General features: G+C 36.0%; 19 protein-coding genes. 2 read left to right on the top strand and 17 right to left on the bottom strand.

Annotated elements, in window-relative coordinates; all coding sequences use genetic code 11:
* Positions 1-153: 153 nt before the first annotated feature.
* The 3 genes from HU823_RS09975 to HU823_RS09965 are packed head-to-tail and all read right to left on the bottom strand — an operon-like array spanning position 154 to position 2,294.
* On the bottom strand, positions 154-1,215 hold the full coding sequence (locus HU823_RS09975; protein WP_197129680.1) for a copper resistance D family protein: 1,062 nt from the start codon (positions 1,213-1,215) through the stop codon (positions 154-156).
* Positions 1,212-1,757: a copper resistance CopC family protein gene (locus tag HU823_RS09970; protein ID WP_197129676.1), complete on the bottom strand. Its 546-nt coding sequence runs from the start codon at positions 1,755-1,757 to the stop codon at positions 1,212-1,214. Before HU823_RS09970 ends, HU823_RS09975 begins: the two co-directional genes overlap by 4 nt.
* A gap of 18 nt (positions 1,758-1,775) precedes the next feature.
* Positions 1,776-2,294 (bottom strand): PCYCGC motif-containing (lipo)protein, encoded by a 519-nt coding sequence (locus tag HU823_RS09965; protein WP_312035280.1) that lies wholly within the window; start codon positions 2,292-2,294, stop codon positions 1,776-1,778.
* A 422-nt stretch (positions 2,295-2,716) separates the two neighbouring features.
* Between HU823_RS09965 and HU823_RS09960 the strand changes: the two genes are divergently transcribed.
* The gene (locus HU823_RS09960; protein WP_197129673.1) at positions 2,717-3,460 is read left to right on the top strand and encodes a YwmB family TATA-box binding protein; all 744 of its coding nucleotides are present in this window, start codon (positions 2,717-2,719) and stop codon (positions 3,458-3,460) included.
* 181 nt (positions 3,461-3,641) lie between these two features.
* Here HU823_RS09960 and HU823_RS09955 read toward each other — a convergent pair whose 3' ends face one another.
* Both HU823_RS09955 and HU823_RS09950 read right to left on the bottom strand, forming a co-directional pair.
* Positions 3,642-4,037: a sporulation protein gene (locus tag HU823_RS09955; RefSeq protein WP_197129670.1), complete on the bottom strand. Its 396-nt coding sequence runs from the start codon at positions 4,035-4,037 to the stop codon at positions 3,642-3,644.
* Positions 4,038-4,311: 274 nt separating this feature from the next.
* Complete coding sequence (locus HU823_RS09950) at positions 4,312-4,872, bottom strand: zinc dependent phospholipase C family protein (protein WP_197130015.1); 561 nt, start codon at positions 4,870-4,872, stop codon at positions 4,312-4,314.
* A 412-nt stretch (positions 4,873-5,284) separates the two neighbouring features.
* Here HU823_RS09950 and HU823_RS09945 point away from each other — a divergent pair, with 412 nt between their 5' ends.
* Complete coding sequence (locus HU823_RS09945; protein ID WP_197129666.1) at positions 5,285-6,169, top strand: peptidylprolyl isomerase; 885 nt, start codon at positions 5,285-5,287, stop codon at positions 6,167-6,169.
* Between the two features lie 315 nt (positions 6,170-6,484).
* On the opposite strand, the gene HU823_RS09940 is transcribed toward HU823_RS09945, so the two are convergent.
* From HU823_RS09940 to HU823_RS09885, 12 genes are all read right to left on the bottom strand, one after another.
* On the bottom strand, positions 6,485-6,928 hold the full coding sequence (locus tag HU823_RS09940) for a JAB domain-containing protein (protein WP_197129663.1): 444 nt from the start codon (positions 6,926-6,928) through the stop codon (positions 6,485-6,487).
* Positions 6,929-7,570: 642 nt separating this feature from the next.
* The gene (locus HU823_RS09935; protein WP_197129657.1) at positions 7,571-8,020 is read right to left on the bottom strand and encodes a CBO0543 family protein; all 450 of its coding nucleotides are present in this window, start codon (positions 8,018-8,020) and stop codon (positions 7,571-7,573) included.
* 298 nt (positions 8,021-8,318) lie between these two features.
* Positions 8,319-8,885, bottom strand: a complete 567-nt coding sequence (locus HU823_RS09930) for a hypothetical protein (RefSeq protein WP_197129653.1) — start codon at positions 8,883-8,885, stop codon at positions 8,319-8,321.
* A gap of 13 nt (positions 8,886-8,898) precedes the next feature.
* Complete coding sequence (locus tag HU823_RS09925) at positions 8,899-9,987, bottom strand: lysozyme family protein (RefSeq protein ID WP_197129650.1); 1,089 nt, start codon at positions 9,985-9,987, stop codon at positions 8,899-8,901.
* Positions 9,988-9,999: 12 nt separating this feature from the next.
* Positions 10,000-11,829 carry a CD3337/EF1877 family mobilome membrane protein gene (locus HU823_RS09920; RefSeq protein ID WP_197129647.1) on the bottom strand — a complete coding sequence of 610 codons (1,830 nt, stop codon included), beginning with the start codon at positions 11,827-11,829 and terminating at the stop codon, positions 10,000-10,002.
* A gap of 14 nt (positions 11,830-11,843) precedes the next feature.
* Complete coding sequence (locus tag HU823_RS09915; RefSeq protein WP_197129644.1) at positions 11,844-12,182, bottom strand: hypothetical protein; 339 nt, start codon at positions 12,180-12,182, stop codon at positions 11,844-11,846.
* 20 nt (positions 12,183-12,202) lie between these two features.
* Entirely contained in the window at positions 12,203-14,644 is a 2,442-nt protein-coding gene (locus HU823_RS09910; protein ID WP_231607360.1) for an ATP-binding protein, read from the bottom strand.
* Positions 14,641-15,057 carry a TcpE family conjugal transfer membrane protein gene (locus HU823_RS09905; RefSeq protein ID WP_197129641.1) on the bottom strand — a complete coding sequence of 139 codons (417 nt, stop codon included), beginning with the start codon at positions 15,055-15,057 and terminating at the stop codon, positions 14,641-14,643. The genes HU823_RS09910 and HU823_RS09905 overlap by 4 nt, the downstream gene beginning before the upstream one ends.
* A 36-nt stretch (positions 15,058-15,093) precedes the next feature.
* A complete protein-coding gene (locus HU823_RS09900; protein WP_231607359.1) occupies positions 15,094-15,318 on the bottom strand; it encodes a hypothetical protein in 225 nt (74 codons plus the stop codon).
* Between the two features lie 13 nt (positions 15,319-15,331).
* Positions 15,332-16,282 (bottom strand): conjugal transfer protein, encoded by a 951-nt coding sequence (locus HU823_RS09895; RefSeq protein WP_197129637.1) that lies wholly within the window; start codon positions 16,280-16,282, stop codon positions 15,332-15,334.
* A 17-nt stretch (positions 16,283-16,299) separates the two neighbouring features.
* Positions 16,300-18,186, bottom strand: a complete 1,887-nt coding sequence (locus HU823_RS09890) for a type IV secretory system conjugative DNA transfer family protein (RefSeq protein WP_197129634.1) — start codon at positions 18,184-18,186, stop codon at positions 16,300-16,302.
* Complete coding sequence (locus tag HU823_RS09885) at positions 18,170-18,883, bottom strand: hypothetical protein (RefSeq protein ID WP_231607358.1); 714 nt, start codon at positions 18,881-18,883, stop codon at positions 18,170-18,172. The genes HU823_RS09890 and HU823_RS09885 overlap by 17 nt, the downstream gene beginning before the upstream one ends.
* Positions 18,884-18,966: the final 83 nt, after the last annotated feature.

Here is an 18,966-nt window from a genome sequence, read left to right as displayed (position 1 = left end):
CACTCCTAAATAAAATATTACCTTATACATATTGCTCATTTATTTCAAACCCTTATTGAAAATATAGCAGTTAAATTTGTATAAAGTGTGAAGAAATAAAAATTAATACACATAAATAAAAACATCCTCCGGCTTTTCAGCCGAAGGAAAACACTACAAAGTTATATTAAACATAAAACCAAAATATAAAGTCACGATAAAAGCTAGACCAAAGGACAAGGCTAAAACTGGTTTCGCATTTTTTCTAAAGCTGATTAATATCAATAGCAAGAACAATACAGAAAGTAAACCTAAAATAACACCTAACATGGTTGGTTCTAATTGAATTTGGAAAGAAGACGGTATTTTACTTCCAAGGAAGTGCAGCATCCATGGAGCGGTCTCCACCGATTCATGAGGCGGTGACAAGGTTCCTAGTCTACTTGTAAAGAAAAATACGATCAATAATATAAGGCTTTCGATCCTCATCCAAGAAAGGGGTTGAAAGGACCAATCAGCCTTTGTTTTTTTAGCCAGTATCCCGTTGATGACAGCAAACACGAGAACGGGGATTATGCTGATATGTTTAAGCAGTAACATCTGACCATATGGAATAGCCCAGGAGTTAAGATATTCGCTTGGTTCCACGACTTTAAACATGATAAAGATGCCACTCATAAAAAGGATAACCACACATCCTATGGCTACCGGATTAAACCATCTTAAGAACTTCGCCCAGTTTTTTGCTTCCTTTGAAAACCAAGCTACTTGAAGTAGAATCCCTACCCAAACGCATACACTTAAGAAATGTACCGTATGAAGGAAAAAGCCTGACCAAAAAGATAGTGAGGCAACATGGCTCGCATATCCTACAGAACCTATCAATAGGAGCAGCCAAAATGCTTGCAAGTGTTTGGAACCTTTTAAGAATAAGGTCACCCATAGCATTACAGAAACAATCGCTGTGATAATCCAGCCTTTTCCAACGTTGAATTGTGTGAGAACCAAGTAAGTGGTATGTCTAAAACCAAAATCCTCTGCAAAATAATTGATGACATAAAGTACCGGGCCGAAGGAAAAGAGTAAAACCCCTAGTGGCATGATTAGCAATAGTGTTCTAGAAGTTATGATCTTCGGCTGTTTGGATTCTGGAACGTACTGTAAAATCACATGTCCAACGAGTAACGAAAAGAAAACATAGTTTAAGAATTCAGCGAACGGAATGAAACCGGTCATGACTTCATCTTCTTGATTCTGAAGAAAAAGACGATAGTGCCAATCACAAAGCCGATGATGATAAAGAATATCGGACTAAGACCCTCATCCTTTTTTGTATTCTCTTTGGTTAACCCTTTTTCTTCATCTTTTTGTTTATCAGAATCCGTTTCTGTTTCGTTTTCCACTGGTGAATCTACTTTTTCTTTTTGTTCGACTTGAACGTTGAACGGGATTTCTCCGTCAATAGGATGACCGTCCGTTCCGATTATCTTCCACTGGATCTTGTATGAGCCATTTTCTAATGAACGAGGCAACATGCCACTCATTGACTTTTCTTTGATCTTAACGGAATCAAGTTCAATCTCTTCCCCATCATCCTTAACGACCTTCATCGTACTTAAGTTCTCAACCTTTGTTTCGAATTGAAGGGTTATCTCTTTTAGTTCCTCTTTCACTATATCGCCATCTGCAGGACTTGATGATTTTAGTCCTGTATGAGCACTTGTGAGAGTTGGTACCATAAACGTAAGTAAGCAAAGCATTAACACAAATTTTTTCATATAAAATCACCTGTTTCTTTAAATTTCTGGAGTGGGTGTTGGTTTTGCATATCCCTTTTCATACGTTGAGTCAATTTTTTCTCGAATTTCTTTTATGGATTTGCCTTTGCTGTAATCAAGTACGGATTTTGCGGCAATTTCTAAACATACTCCGCACTTTGTCCCATGATCATCCCATACCAGAGAACCATCTGATTTATTTTCATTTATAAAACAATCGTAGTTATTCTTATGACCCGCTTCTTCACCACAGCCACAATAACAGGGCATCTTCTCTAATAACTCTTTATGCATAGCAGCAGCTTTATAGATAATCTGCATGTTTTCTGGTTTTTCAGATAAAAAAGAGGGAAGCGTCTCCATGTTCTTTGTTTCTTCTCTAATATCTGAGACCCCATGATCTGACTTTTGACTGCTTGATTCAGATTTATGATTGCTATGTTCAGCATTGCTCTTCTTAGGCTCATCTTTTGAACATGCCGTAGCTAATAAAAGGCATAAAACGAGCAGATAAGGTACTATTCTATTTATGTTCACAGTTTCTCACTCCTAAACAGTTAGCGGTTTAGCTTCAACGTTATTGTAATAAAAGAAAAGCCCCTCGTATAGACGGTTCACAATATATACATATATAAACAAATAAAAAAAGCAGTGAGTTGTCTCGCCACTTTTCACAAAGTAGTAAATAAAATTCACTTATTATTTTGTTTATAATTTCAGCAATCTATAAGATCATTCCTGCACACTTTTAAATAAACATATATAATCATTGTTTTTTACTTCGATTTTCTTCTTCTCGTTTATGACCTTCTAATAACAAATGGAAGAAGAAGTCGATCCCTTTGTTAAATCCTAAATATTTCGCACAAAAATATGGAATGATTTTAATGTTAGTGAATCTAGTAAACTTGTATAATTTCATCTCTAGCTGGTAATCCTTTAATTATGGGGTGAATACGATGTTAAACAAGAAGAGAAGGAATTTATTTTTAATTGTATTTTTATTTGGTATTTTTTTATTGAATGAGAAAAATGCTTTTAGTTTCTTTAAGGAAAATCAATTGTTGGATATAATAGAAGGGGTAAAAAAACAGGAAATAGAAATAAAAAATTGGTCTATGTTAATAAAGAAACCTATTGTTCAAACGAAAAGCAAAATTGAAATTAATAAAAAAATAGAGCAAATTAAAACTGAACAAAAAGGATTTACATGGTCGATCGAACCTTCACAAGGAAAGCACTATAAAATGATAGGGATGAGGAAAAATTTTACAGGGAATGTCAGTGAGAGAATATTGATTATCTTTTATCCTGTAGAAAATAATAGATATAATTTGAGTGTCACATACGCTGTACTTGGTAAAGGCTGGAACAGAAATGAATGGAATCGCATTTCAAAGGAATACGAGTCGGAAATGAATCGCTTTTCTGTATTTTACGCCGTTGAAGGTGTTAAAAAGCTTAAGGAACCACTAAAAACGGAAGCAACAAAGTTATTAAATCGGTTCTCTGCAAATACAGTAGAGGGTTTGTATGAAAAAAACTTCATATCAGTATCTGCTTATAATAAGATTTGGAAATCAAAAATTCCATTAGGAAATCAAAAATTTATGAATCTACACATTTCTTATCGAACTTCAAACGGTAATAATAATGATACAACCGTAACGATCGGCACCCCTATTATTACATCGGAGTATTAAAGCTGTTTTTCGGTTTGCTTCATAAATTTTTAACGTGTTAAAAAACTTTTACATGTTTGATATCATTATTATAAGAACATATGATAAATAGAACTTATCCCAACCCCATTTTTGTGTAGATATAGAAAGGTCATGCCTACTTAGAGGCATGACCTTGTTGTTTACGCCGTATATAAAAAGTTTAAGATTTGAACACTATTTTAATAACATCTTCATCATCACTCTTTAATCCTTCGTTAAAAATTAATTTTGTTTTAAAGTAATAAGACTCTTCTTGTCGAGACGCTACAAGTGATGAAGGCAGTTCGAAGGTAAATGGAATCCTAGTTTCTTCGTCTGCGTTTATGATTGTAGAAGTATGAATAGTGAAAGACTTAATTACTTGCTCCGTCTGCTTATTTATATTTTGATAAATAAGATCGCAATCTACTCTTCTAATTCCTTGTTCGATAATCCCTCCGTTTATATTGAAGTGCCCGACTACAATCTCACCAGGATAATAAGTGTCCTTCTCTAACAATAAGTCAATTTTCGCTGAACCAATTCCAATTAATGCTGTGTACTTTCTAATTAACATATAGGTCCCTCCATATTAAAAGATAAATTTCCAGTTTCAATAGTGACAAAACATTAGCAACAGCCTAGTGAAAGAAAAAAGACCTATGCTATTTTGCGGCATAGGTCTTAGAATTCAAAAAAGACCTCTACCAACAGGTAAAGGTCTTGCTAACAACAGCGTGTTGCCAATACAGCCGAGAGTAAACTCCGAATTGACGACTATACTGTAAAAGCTACTCCCCTTTAGGAGAAATATATTTTTTTCTGAAATCTCTTTAGATAGATATCGGTCATTAAGCTGTTTTACTGACCGTGTTAGAATAAATTTTTTCCAGAATGAAAGTGCATAAAGCACTGCAAACATTAACTGAATACACTACATCTCTCATGTAATCGCTCTCCAATTCATACTCTGCTAACAATTCTTTCAGAAAAAAAGATACGCTTTCTTTAGAGTAATCCTTTACCGCAGGCAAGGTCAGTCGATTTACCAAATTCAAAGTCTTTACCTTATTATCTAATGTTGCTTCATACTTCACGTGAGGTATCATGTAATCTTTAAATTCCCACCTTTGATTATGTGGAACGCAAAAAAAGTCAGTAACAAAATGGCAAATGACACCCATTTCAATTTCAATTCTTTTTTGTTTTTGTTTATCTAATAAATGGATTGCTGGTGTATTAATAAGAGCAACAACTTTATCTACGACAAAATCAAAACTCTCTTCTATATAATGTTTTCGTTTGGCAAGTTCAGGAACAAAATCTGGTTTCATATTAGCCCAATAGAATGTTGATTTGTTTAAGTCATACTGAACATTTTCTTTAACATGTGTCTTTATATGAAAAGCCATCACTTTATGTGAATATGCAAACAGAATAAACAGTCCTTTCTAATAGAAACATTATTTTCATAAACATAGTACATTCGTGAAATTTAGTCAACTTGTGTAATGTTTTTATATGTTATTAATTAATCGATTACCGATAAATGTCCCGGTCTAATAAGCTATGTTAAGGAAACATGAAATGGATAACCTAAATTCGAATAAATGATAAAGTACTGTATACACCGTATTTTGGTTAATACTCATTGTAAGCTCTGGCTTCTCTATGTGTGCGTATATTGCCTTTTTGATTGAATAAGATAATTTAAAACCCTCTTTAAAAACTTTGTAATTTCTCTCATATTCCCAGTTTAGAATCCCAAAATGATTATGGTATATCTACAAACACTAAGAAAAAATGACCTTGGAGGGTTTATAATTGAAAAGATGGATGCTTTCGTTAGGATTAATGACAGGACTCCTTGCATTGTCAGCTTGTAGTTCTGGAGAAGCTTCAGATTCAGAAGCTATTGTAGAGTCGAACGTGGGAGAAATCACGAATGAAGATCTTTACGCTAAATTAAAAGCTCGATACGGAGAACAAGTTCTTAGCCAAATGGTTGACCAGATGGTACTTGAAAAAAAGTATAAGGTAACTGACAAAGAAATAAAAAAAGAAATAGAAAAGATCAAGAAAGAATCTGGCGGGGAAGATGCGTTCAAAAAGCTTCTTGAACAGAACGGAATTACTGATGAAAAAGCACTTGAAGATCGTATAAAAACTATGCTCGTCAGCCAAAAAGCCACAACAGATGGCGTGAAAGTTTCAGCAGAAGAAATGAAGAAAGCATTTGAAGAAAAATTCAAAACTGAGGTTAAGGCTAGTCACATCCTTGTTGACGATGAAAAAACAGCACAAGAAGTAAAAGAAAAACTCAATAATGGTGGAGATTTCGCAAAGCTAGCAGAAGAGTATTCAAAAGATCCTGGATCAAAAATGAAAGGTGGGGATCTTGGCTTTTTTGGTAAAGGAGCCATGGTACCTGAATTTGATAAAGTTGCTTTTACAATAGAAAAAAATAAAGTAAGCGATCCGATTAAATCTAATTATGGCTATCACATCATTAAAGTGACTGATAAACGAGAGAATACTTTTAATGATAAAGAAAAAGAAATAGAAGAACAAATAAAACAAGAAAAAGCAAAACCAATTACTGAAATCGTAGAGAAGCTTCGCAAAGATGCAAATGTAAAGGTTAATGACAAAGAGCTAAAAGGGATCTTAGAGAAGAAGCAAGAACAAACTCCTCAAATGCCTCAATAATTTTTTTTTCAAAACTCGTTTTCGTAAATAAATAGCAAAGAATTCAAAAGAGCATCTAATACGATGCTCTTTTTTGATGGGATCGTAAAGGTAAAGACCACCATTTAGTAAACATCATACGTATAAAATAAAACTTAAATTGTGCTGGTATTGCTTTTATTGTGTCAGCACATTATTGTGCGCTTCAAAGCATTTCCGATTGTGAATCACAGTAAAGATAAGGGGAGCGTTTTCTCTCCTTTAAGGTACTTGGACATTCCATTTCTGAGAAAATAAGAAATAAAGGAAGAGATTTTCATCTCCTCCTTCTATGCTTTACATGCAGCCTTTTTCTTTTAAGCTTGTATAGTCTGCATCGGCATTTACTATCAGATGATCTAATACATCAATGCCAAGCATCTTGCCGGCTTCTGCTAATCGCTTCGATACTGCAATGTCTTCTCCGGATGGTGTGATATCTCCACTTGGATGCTGGTGCGAGACGATAATCGAAGCTGAGTTGTTTAAGATCGCCGCCTTGAATACCTCTCTTGGGTGAACAATACTTGAATTAAGAGCTCCTACATGACATCGGTGGACGGCTACAACTCTATTTTTCGTATTGAGACACATCACGAGAAATACTTCCCTGTCTTCATCTCCTATGAATGCAGCTGCAATCTTTGCTCCATCGATTGGTGAACGAATCATGTGACTCTCTCCTTCTCTCACCTCTGCGATAACTTGCTTGATTTGAAGAATTTCATACAGTTTTTCCATGCTTCAACAGCTCCCTTCTTTGTTTGAAGGCCAACTAATCTTTGCGATAAGAGCTGTCAAGGGACTTGAAGTTTGTGCAAGTTTTTTGGAGTGTTATCAAAAAAGTTCACAAAGTTTGCGGAGAGATAGCGAAGCATCCCTTTACTGATCTCATGAGCGAACGATTACACTTAAGAGAACAAAGAGGAAAGAGAAAATACTTTTTATTTTTCGGTTAAAAAGTACATCTAATAATTTAATTCTTGCTATTGACCTTCAACAATCGCACCAGTTAGTTGAAAAGAAGATCTTTGATAAGGAGTAACCTACCCCATTTTAATTGGTATTTGTCAGCCACCCTCTATACAAGTTGCAGTAGAGCTCCCAACAGCAGTATTTAATTTTTCAAGAAGTATAGATAGATGTTGTTCTTCCACTAATGTTTCTAAGGATTGATTTATAATTGGGATACGATATTTATTGAAAATTTCTGCCGTCATTTCCCAAACTTCAACTATTGCTCGGGGGGACATATTTGATTGTATAACCACTCTATTCTCCTTTTGCTTAATTTTATTTTAGATCTGATTCAATAAACCTCGCCTTTTGTTCAATAAAATAGTATACTTCTCCTTTTTGAAGAATTCACAAAGTTAGTGCAATCTAATTTAAAACGTTGTTTTTTACTAAAGCTTTATAGTAAAAATACAATAAAAAATAAGGTGCAAGATATGAAAGAAAAGTCCAACCTATATTCCAATTGTTACTGTATTCAACCCTTCCAATTATTAGATAAATGAACTCTAGTCCTGTTGTTACTAAAGAAAAAACTAATATAGTGAATAAAGCTTTTTTGTATTTTCGTATTAATAATATAAGTAAGAATGCCAAGATACTGTATAAACCTAAATTGAATGGCAGCTCAGCAATGGTATCATCATCAAATGGTTTTACGTTCCAAAAACCAAAATAAAAACCGAGTTCATCAACAAAAAAGGCTAATACACTTCCGAATGGAGCTATCGTTAATAGAAGTGCTTTATTCATTTTTTTGTGAAACATTAATATTATAGACCAGGGAACTAGGAAGGCAACAAAAATGTTAAAGAACATAATTAAATAATCACCCCTATCATTTTTCCTCTTATCCTTTCTAAATTTGACTGTTTCTATTGGTAATTAACACAAACTATCCCATAAAAGAGTTATTCTTGAGTGGAGGACTAAAAAATGTAAAAATATTATTTACTCCCTGCCATAAAAGGAACTTTATTCATCCCTTATGCTTTAGGTGAACATTCTACATTATTCATTTAACATCCTGCTTTTCAACTAACCCTTATTCTAATATCTGGCCCATTGAATAAATATAAGAAAAAAGATGTCCTTTTTAGCAAGACATCTTTCATTTTTATAATGGTTCAGCATCTAATTGTTCAAATCCATTGACTAACCACTTCTCTCCTTCCTTTTGTAAAAAGACTTCCAAAGTAATACGAGAGTTTTCTTTTTGATTATTAGCTAAAGATGTTATAGTCTCCTCAAATGTAACGACAGCACTACTGTTCTCACCTTCATTTTTGATGTAAACCCTTGAATCATTGACTTCATGTTCATAGAGAAGCTTTTCCCCTTCTTCAGTAGAAAAGTACTTGTTGAACAGTTCTTGTGTTAATACTGTTTTTGCTTTTTCACATCTTTGTTCAAGTTGATCATCTTTCACATGAAACATGGACTGTATAAAAACATTAATGCTCTCTTCAATCTTTGCATTTTCAGTTTCGTTGACTTCTTTTTCGTTCATTCTAGTATTGGTTTTTAAAAATTGTATTTGATCTTCTTTTCGTTCAACTTCTTTTGTAAGTCTATTAATTTGGACAGCTTGCTGATCGATTGTTCGAAAGCCGAACCAGATAAGTAGAATTAATATAATCGTGAAACCTAATAAACCTGTCTTTACTATGAATTCCTGTTTCAAATTTTCCTCCTCCCTATAAACCCAGTAGAGTATGTGGATTTAGGTGATTACTCCATTTGGATTCTTTAATTTCAAAATGGAGATGGGGACCTGTTGAATTTCCTGTGCTACCGCAAACTCCAATATTCTGACCGCTTTTGATCGATTCACCTTTTCTAACATTCGCCTCCGATAAGTGAGCATAACCGGAATATAAGTTATCTCCATGTTTCAATATAACTAAATTCCCATAACCTGCAGCTCCGTTTTTATTTTTATGAAAACCAGAATAAACGACTTTTCCTTCACTTGCTGCATGAATAGGTGTTACATGATTGATACAACCAAAGTCGATACCTTTATGATTCTCTTTGCTACCATCAGACCAAGTTCTCCATCCGAATCCACTGGTTACGTTCTTCAAACCTTTTATAGGAGACGACCAATCCCCCTTTCCTGAAGCAGGAAGAGTGTAATCATAGTACTGCAAAACGGCATCCACATAGCCAATATCTCCATAGCAAGCTTGCTCCGCTAAAGATTCAGGGCGTACGCAGCTATAAAGTCCAGTGTGTGCTAACTTTTGATATTGTTGTTGTGAAAATGCAATCGCTAGCTCTTTTGTATACTGCCCTCCATTTTGGTTCACATAGTCGATGAAGCCACTACCAAAATTATAGCTTTGAATGGTCGTTTTCAAATCACCCTCTGCTTCCTTAAGCATTGCAGAAAAGTACTTTACACCTTGCTCAATAGATTTTTCAGTATCTTTAATACACCCAACACTTCCACATAAGCTTTCACTCGCTTGCATTGGATCGTCACCTTTTCCTCCCGACTCTTGCATCATAATAGCAAGTAGAACACTGACATATTCGCTCACTTCGTATTCTTTTGCGTATTTCTCTACCGTTGCTTTATGTTTAAGGACATTTTGACTGACATTAGCCGTTCCTTCTTCTAACGTATTGTTTTTACCACCAAATAATTGATCAGCCATCATTAATACCATAAAGGCACTTCCGAAAAGCAGTCCAATAAATAGAATGATAGGTAGCAGATATTTCAGTACCAATACCCATATGGCTGTCTTCACTTTTACTTCTACAGCTTGTCTTATCAACTGGCATCCCTCCTAATCCTTGCTAGACGAACGAAGTCGGGGTGTTCGATTTAACTTTCCATGGGTCTGCTCCAATTGATTTTCGAAAGTCTTATCTTTTATTTGGTACGGGTTTCTTGCTGAAGATTGAGTCCGTTTAGGAGAGGTCATCGATTCTATTTTTTGTTTACGTGCATTTAATTGCTCGTTCTTGTCAGGGTTAGTGATTTGATTGGATGGTGAAGTTTTCTTATTTTTCATTAAGAAATTCTGTTCATCCTTATTGAATGATTGATGTTTTAATTTCTTCGGTTTCCGGTATTGGGATGGTAAGAATGAAGAATGGGAAGATGATTGTTCCATGGCAACAGCGGTGTCTTGTTTGGGTTGGTTGGGATATTTAAAGCTTCTTGAATGGGAACTACTAGTCTTTCCATTGGGACGAATAGGATGAACGTTTCCTGAATGTCTGCTTGAAGAGCTGTCTTGATCATTGGTATTTGTATTTTTTATTGCTGAGAATCTTCTTATAGGTTGACGAAGTTGTGAAACAGCACCTTGCATACCTCGTTTTGCTTTACTAATAGATTTACGATTTAAAGTAGATGCCCCCATTTGATGAAGATTTGGTGTAGCACCCTCTAACATACTAAGAGCAAACTGACGCTTGGAGTACATGAAGACGATTGCCACACAAAACATGATTTGAATAAAGATTCTGTAATAAATGTCATCCGACATGTTTGTCATCTCATACCCCAATGAAATAAAACTAGTCGCCACTAGTACAAAGAACATCGTCACTGACTTAAAAAGAATGAGAATGGTTGTCCCTTTCAGGTATCTGCCAACCAGTGCTTCAAAACTTGGAAACAGACTGATAAAAATCATGATGGGTGCTAAAAGCAGCATCATGATAAAAGCGAACTGCAGCATCACACGAATTAATGCGATAAAGAAAAACACGACACCTTGTATAACCGTTGAAAGTATCATAACGAGAATGTAACCGGCTTGCTTCCATCCATTACCCGCAAAGATATTTTTGTTATCGTATTGATCATATTCTTTCTGAGCAATTTCTTCTCGTTGTTTTACCCCTTCCTCAATTCTTGGGTCTGCTTTTAAGTAGTCACTGATTCGATTAGTATCTTCGGCCAGTATCTTCTTTTCCTGTGTAGTCCCATACTGTAGTAGTAGGTAAGGTTTATAGATTAACGCATCAAATACTTTATTCTCAATGCCAATAGAAACATTTTTTGCTGTGTTCTTATCAAAGCTATTAAACTGAAAAGCATCATCATCATTAAGAGTTGGATTGACACTCATTACAGCATTTTCTAGTGATGTAGAAAGACCATGTGCAAGGTCGATATAATTGAACTTCTTAGATTGAATGGAAAATAGGAGAGTAAGGCTTAGTAGAATTAGAGTTAATAGTTTAAAGAACGCCTGCCAGTTTTGTTGAATATAGGATCTTACAACGATTCCAATGGAAGCTACAGACAGTGCAAACAAGCCAAAATTAAATGTAAGGGTGCCGGCAGTTCCAGCTGTTATTTCATGGACGGCATCCTTTGTCATGTCCACTACATCGAGCGAAAAGAGTTGATAAACGACCATCATCGTGATTTGTGAAAGTACAATATTGATCATCCAAAAAAAGTTTTTCACCGCAGTTGCAGTCGCCGAACCTGTTTTCGCTGCGACATCCCACCAGCCATCATCCGCGTATGACATTAACTCATACGCAGATTCATCTCGTTCTTTCGCCTTTCTTTCCGTTTCTTCTGCAAAAACCACACTCGATTGAAATATGAGCAGAAGTAAGAAAAAGAAGGAAAGGAAAAATGGATGTTTCACATCCTTCACCTCCTCTAGTAATTAACACATTGATCGGAGTTAGATTTATAATTATTTGTTCCATAGGAGATTTTATAATCTTTCATAATAAAATCTCTATTATATTTATCATCCTTCGTTTTCCAGGAAACAATATAATCGCCCTTAAATTCTGATTTTCCATTTTCGATAGCTTCACAAGCTTTTACTAGCTGAATATCTTCTGCAGAATAATTCCCATCCTTAATTACTTTTTGTTCCAGTGCTTTCTTTGAAACGGCTTCATGAGTCTTTTTTCCATCAAGTCCAAGTTCGTTTGTCCCACATCCTCCTAAAAGGAAAACCCCTAATCCTATTAAAATCATTTTTTTCATAAGACTCTCTCCTCTCATGTTCAGCGAAAAGCTTCTTCCATTTGTACGGCTTGTGATTCTTTTTCAGTCGTTTTGAATGCTTCAAACCATTCGTCAAACAGGATATCAATTGCGATGGCTTGATTGCGGCCAAGATGGTCTTGGAATAGACACATACCCGACTTCAGAGAACTGACTACTTCGATATTTGCTTGGTTTTCCTCCATATCATAAAAACGTAAGATAGGTCTGATCGAATCATCTGACTTAGGACGGAACGAAAACTTGATTCCGATCTGTTCTTTAGTGGTGTCTACATTGAAGTCATCGAATGCTTGTGTAACAAGAACAATGTCTGTTCTCAGTGATCTGCCTGTTCGTAACATTTCATCGATAAGGTTCTGTCCATCTGCTGATCGTTTGAGTGTCCATGCTTCATCAAAAATGATCATGGCTTCTTCCTCTTGATTGGTAGAAAAAGTATGAACATATTTAGAGATTGACATCATCAGGCAAAGACCGATACGTTCTTCCTCGTTCATGTTTTCAGATGCAGGCAAACGCAGCCCCTGTAGTCCTAGTACATTAATCTGCTTTTGAAAATCAAGTCCTTTAGAATCTTCCTTTCCAAATAACATTCTCCCTAGTCCGTGCCGATATTTTTCAATGAATTTCCCAAGCGTATGATCTTTCTTCTGAATTCTTTGAAGTACTCCTGTTAGAGTAGGATTACTTTCTTGGTTAACTTCGTCAATGATGGCGTCATAGATTGTTACACTTTCATCACGAGATCCTCTAACTTCTGCTAACGTATTTAAAATCATCATTGCTGTTTGAATCGCTTGGTCGCCTTTTAAAAAGACGAGTGGATCTAGAGCACCGTGATACACACTATCTTCAGAAAGATGAATAAAGTTGATACGTTCGTATAGCGAGCGAAATTCTGGAATTTCACCAAATTTCTTGAGTGCCCTTTGATAATACCGTTGAAATTCATTCTTCGGATCAATATAGAGCACTTTTGAACCAAAAAAGGTACTCCAAGTAAAGAAATTCTTAACAAGCATCGACTTTCCGCTGCCTGGGGGACCAGTTATCAGGATGTTCCCATTCGTATGATCAGCTCCTGAGATTGCCTTTTTGGTCAAAAGGGGATTAAAGATGACTACGTTATTATTGATCTCTCTCGCTTGTTCCACATGAGATAATTTCTTTCCAGTTACCACTTTCCCTAGAACCATGCCAAACCGATTTCCTACACGATTGTTCAAGTTCATCCCAGTTTGTGCCAGATAAGATTCATCGACAACTTGTTCGAAGTACTGATAATCCACATATGAAGCTGGTAGGCTTTGTGAAAAAAGAGTAAGTTGGTCTACCAGAGGTTTTGTGACTTGAAACCCCGTATTTTTAAATAATGTTTGAAGAGCTCCTATCTTTTCATCCAATCCATTTTTACTAACGTCTGAGACAACAAGCGTAAATGTCATGAACAATAGCTGCCGTTTATTGGACTTTACATCATCAAGTAAGGTTGTTAGTCTGTCAGATGCCATCTCGACAATTCGGTCATCGTCTGCGGTATGAGTGGATTGAATTTCACGATCAAAGTTTGTGAATCGACGTTTTAATTTTCTCACTTGCCGAGCATTAGATCCGTTTTCCTTAAAATGATATCGAATCTGTATTTCAACAGGAAACGAAACACTCTCTAATATATCTTGAATGAAACGATAACCTTCAATAAAAGCCGGCATTTCAATGAAAGGCAGAAACGTTAAAAATTCTTTATGATTTTCGTGTGTAACGGTTAAGTAGCCGTACTCGTTCTTAATGACACCCTCTGTTAGATTATAAGAACCTTCAGGTATCGAAAAAAGATCACTGGTCCGATGAAACATATAATAGATCAGTTTATCCATCTCATCTTCACTTAGCTTTTGGAGGTGTTTAAGATTGGAAGCTTTAGAACTAAAGGTACGTTCCAACTCTTCGTAATAGCTAAAATCATCTTCTGCCTGCGTCTGAAAAAACATCATTTTAGAAACATCTTCTCTTACTCTCTTAAAAAAGAGGGAGATTAGTTCACCTGCGTTTGCGGATACTGCATCATCTGTTTTGTTCAAATGAACGCCTACATATACATCGTATTCATGTAAGAACACTTCTTCCTGTAATACCCTTGAAGCACGGTTGAAGTACTTATGTCCGATATCTGAAAACTCACCTTGAACAATATGCTCATTTACCACTTTCGTAAATGTGTCAAAGTCAAATCTCTTTGGAAGAATCATAATGTGATAATCATATTCTTCTTGTGTTAAGAATGCAGCCGTGTTTTCCATATAGCGTTTAAAGTCGTTATCGCTGTTTAATCTGACATACTCTTCATCGAGCCGATAAAAAGCCCAAACCTGCTTGCGTTTGTTAAACGCCATATTCATATGACGGTGTGCGATTGGAAATTCCAATACGTCTTTCAATGGCTCTCACCTTCTTTTTTTAGAAGAAATGGTTCAAACGTTATTTCTTTCTCCAATTGGTCACTTGCTACTTCGATAAAATGTTCATAAGACATGTTCTTTGTTCTGTAAAAAGTAATACGGTCTCTAACAAAAGGAATAACCCCTTTATGGTCATACTTCAGATTGAAAACAATGAATGTAATCACACCTGGGATAACGGTCAAAAGTATCAGCCAGTTCTTTACGAAAAAACGAAACAGATTGGTGTCATTTTTAATCCCAACAAGTACAAAAGATAATAAAAGAACGGCTGCAAGAACGATAGCAAAGATCATCTTTCTGACTTCAAGTCCGTTGGCGAATTCAATCGACCAGATTCGGTAGATTTTGATGGGGTACTTGTATTCCTGCGTATAATTTTCTCCCTTCATCCCACTCTCCTCCATCCATTTTACGAACCAAAATGTTTATTGAAACAACGCATTTCCGAGACCTTTTGCTAGCTCTTGTAGTTGCGGACCGAAAAAGACAACGACCAAGCAGCATAAACCAAGCGTTAGACCTGACCAGAACTGACCCCAATCTTCTCTTGTATAAGCGACTAATGCCCGAATGACCATGATTAAAAGGACTAAGAAGCCAATCTGCGAGATCAGGTTTTGAGTCACTTCCTGAAGACTAAAATTTATCATCGTTTTTCCCTCCCTATTCGATTCGAGTAATAAAGAACTTATTGTTTTCTTTTTCAAGCTTTAACTCATAAGAATAAAGATCACTCATTGATGTCTCACTGTTCTGGTAATGAACATCAGCATTTACCGTGTATCCAGAATCCATTTTCACGGCTTCACGCACATTCACGTCTTGAAGTGTCTGGTCTTCTAACCCCCCAGTAACGTCAGCCATGAATGGCAACTTCTCATCGCTCACTCCATATGAAGTGAAAAAATCGTTTAAGAAAGACTCCAGGAGTTTTGTTTCAGTAGAAGTGACCGGTTCTCCTTCCGGCATTTTCCCTTCATAAGACATGGTAGTCTTTAAATCTTCTTGAATCATATTGGGGTTCTGATAGACCGCAAAACCCTCTCCGTTACTTGTTACTGGAACTATGATATCTGTTTCGTATTTAGTAGTATTCGGAATTGATCTACCGTCTTTTTCTTGAACCTCAGTAATTTCATAGACAGTCTGAAATTTGACCTTCGCTTCACGGTTACTGAGGTGTTTTGTATCAATGTATTGCAGATCAGTGACTCGTCGCTCTCCTTTAAAATCTTTCAAATCTGCGACACGTTTTAAATCAAATCCTGATACAAAGTACTCTGAGAGCTCACCTTTACGGTCTTGGCGTTCTTTTTCGTCTTTAGGTACAGTTAGATAACTTTTTAGAAAATCTTCGGTAAACACTTCGATAGAATCAGAATACAAAAGATTAGTTTTCTCTACTTCTTTTAGCTGGTCATGAACATTTTCTTCAGAGGCTTTGACGGAATTTCGGATGGCTTGATATTTCGTAAAGAAAACCACATTGAATAACAGTGATAGAAACATAACAGAAAAAAAGAGGATAGACGCTGTTTTTGCAGCGTTTTTTCTTGAATAGGATAAACGGCGTTTGTTTTTTGAAGTGGATTGTTTTTGTTTAGAAAAAAGCATAGACTGATTCACTCCCTTCAACCTTCTGCCAACGGATGGCGGACATAAATGATTTCTGGGTGAACTGATTCTCTTGATGCCTTTCTAGCAAAAATAAATTGTCCTTGACGTAAATCTCTTATTTCGTCGGGGGATATCTTAAATTTTTGAACATGCCGCAGTGTACCTTTGTCGGCTTTTAAATCAACTCGTTTTAAACGACCTTCTTGTTTTTCAGTTGTGATCGTCAGATCGATATCTTTGAATGTGCCAAGTGTGTTTGCCCAGGAATCAACTTCATCTGGATTGTTGGTCTGGCCGATGGCATACGTATTCGTATTCCCTACAACTTGCTTGGCAAGGTACGGATCATTCTTTTCAAGATCGGCTAGCGTTTGAGTCGCGATGATGCAATGAAAACCGGCAGAACGTGATTTGTTTACGGTATCTACAATTTTATCATTTGCATAGACTGAAAACTCATCATAGATTGCGAGGATGGGTTGATCTTTTAATTGATTACGGTTCCGATATGAAACCAGATAGTTAATATCTAGTATTAAAAAACGTGCGATGACTTTGATAAACTTGTCATAGATCAATCCATCAAAACTGACAAATAATGCTTCCTTCTCTTCACTGATTCGGATTAGATCCAGACTATTATCGGTCTCTTCAAAAAGATGCCCTAACTCGCTGTCTAACAAGAGATAGATCTGCGTACGAACGGATGAAGCATTTTTGAATAAATGATTCTCTCCTGCCTCTTCATGACGGTACCGTTTAAACAAACGTTCATAATTTTTTTCAGCCCGTTTGCTTCTTACTGGTTTTACTTTTTGTTTTGGAGCTTTCCCCTCTGGCTTCTTCGTATCTTTAGTTGGCAAAAATGAAGAATAGGAAGTGCTTACCACTGCCATTTCTGCTTGTTCTTCTTCTTCCACTTCGATAACATCTTGATTTAATACTTCAAGAATTTCATTTGGATCTAAATATTTTGCAAACGTCCATAAGTCCCGGGTAAATTCATAATCATCGATAAACTGAATAAGAGCCTGAACGAGAGACGTTGAAATGGAAGAATAATAATCACTCTCTGTTTCAATTAACTGCTCCAGTTTATCTTTAATAACGGTTGGTCCTCCATACTTCAAAGGATTGTATGTTAATTTCCCTTTATCAGAAAACACTTTCAAATTTCTGTCGTATCGTTTACATAAAGTTTCCACTTCTTCAATACTTTCAGATGATCCCTTCCCATCGATAAAGATAAAGGGCAGGTTCTTTATCAGTGCGTACTCTACAAAATTTAAAAGTAAAATTGTCTTCCCACCTCCTGTTGTGGCAGGAATAAACATATGTTGATTGATCTCTTTAAAATCCATGTAGTATGGCTTCCCATTTTCGGTTATTCCAAGAAGCAGCTGATCTTGTTCCTTCTGGTTCCTCCATTTCTTTTGCGCTTTTAGTGTCAGTTGGAACCGGTTCTTTTTCACTTTTTGATAGTGTGAAGACGATTTAAATGTATCCCGTTTTTCCTCTGTTGATTTTACTCGTTTTGAACGGTGGTAATCCGTCATCAGTGACCAGCCATATGAAACGAATAATCCCCCTGACATATACAAAAACAAAGAAGTATTTGTAAACTCCATCTTCTGTTTTACGATTCGCTCTAACCATGTAACATCAAAAGGCAGAACGCCATACAAACCTAAATAACTATAAGGATTAGTGTAGACGATAAAACAAAAACTGATCAATCCTAACACAGCGCATGAAAGGTGAATCCTGTTTTGTTTTACGATACGAAATAAGATAAAGAAAGGTAGAGAAAAAACTAATAAAGGAAAAAAAGCAAAAACACCTATCAACATCGCAATGCCTAATCCGAATTCTTTTCCTAAGTCTTCATTGCTTTTCGGCAAAGTGCAATAACCTCCTTATCAACTCCAGCTGCAACATATCGCTGACTATTCCTGTCTGTTGCGCATAAGAGATGACGGTATCACGGATACACTCATTCTCACACAGATACCTGACTTGGTTATACTGACCGTTAAGAATCTCATTTCGGTAACGATTCATTTTTTCGATGTAGCGCTTTGAAGATTTTCGGGTGAGTTCTACTTCACATGCGATCCTTTCACCATTCTCCAGAAGTACAAAATCCGGAATGCGATCCGCGATTCTCTTTAACAATGTTGTGTTTCTTCGGTCTGCTTTAGTAAAGTTCTGCTCGATATACTCACTCCTAAGTTCACGCTCTGTGATGAACTCAAATGGCTGGCCTGTTTTCTCAGCAATATTTTTAAGTGCTAGGATACAATCGATCATGACGAGTTGATGATTAAGGGTAGAGTAGTTAAATTTTGTAAACCGCGTTAATGAACTTCCGAGATATTCGACACCGCTTGGGCGCATGGCTAAGATCAATTGATAACCGATCTTCTCTTCAGTCAAAAAACCTAATGATAGCAATTTGCGCTTCGTTTGATAGACCGTGACATGTGAAATATTACCCTTTAGAAAAGCTGAGAGCTGAGTTGTCGTAATGACTCCAAAGCGATTGATAACTTGCAGTACTTCTTCTTGTTTTTCGGCTAACAGATTCATAGGCATCATTTCCTCTCCAAAGAAATCCTCCCTTCAATCTTTAACCAAATCGACAATTGATCAACAACTAAAAATCATTAGCTTCTTTTAAA

It is taken from the genome of Fictibacillus sp. 18YEL24, from assembly GCF_015903855.1.
Lineage (GTDB): Bacteria > Bacillota > Bacilli > Bacillales > Fictibacillaceae > Fictibacillus > Fictibacillus phosphorivorans_C.
This window is presented reverse-complemented; position numbering and strand designations above follow the sequence as displayed.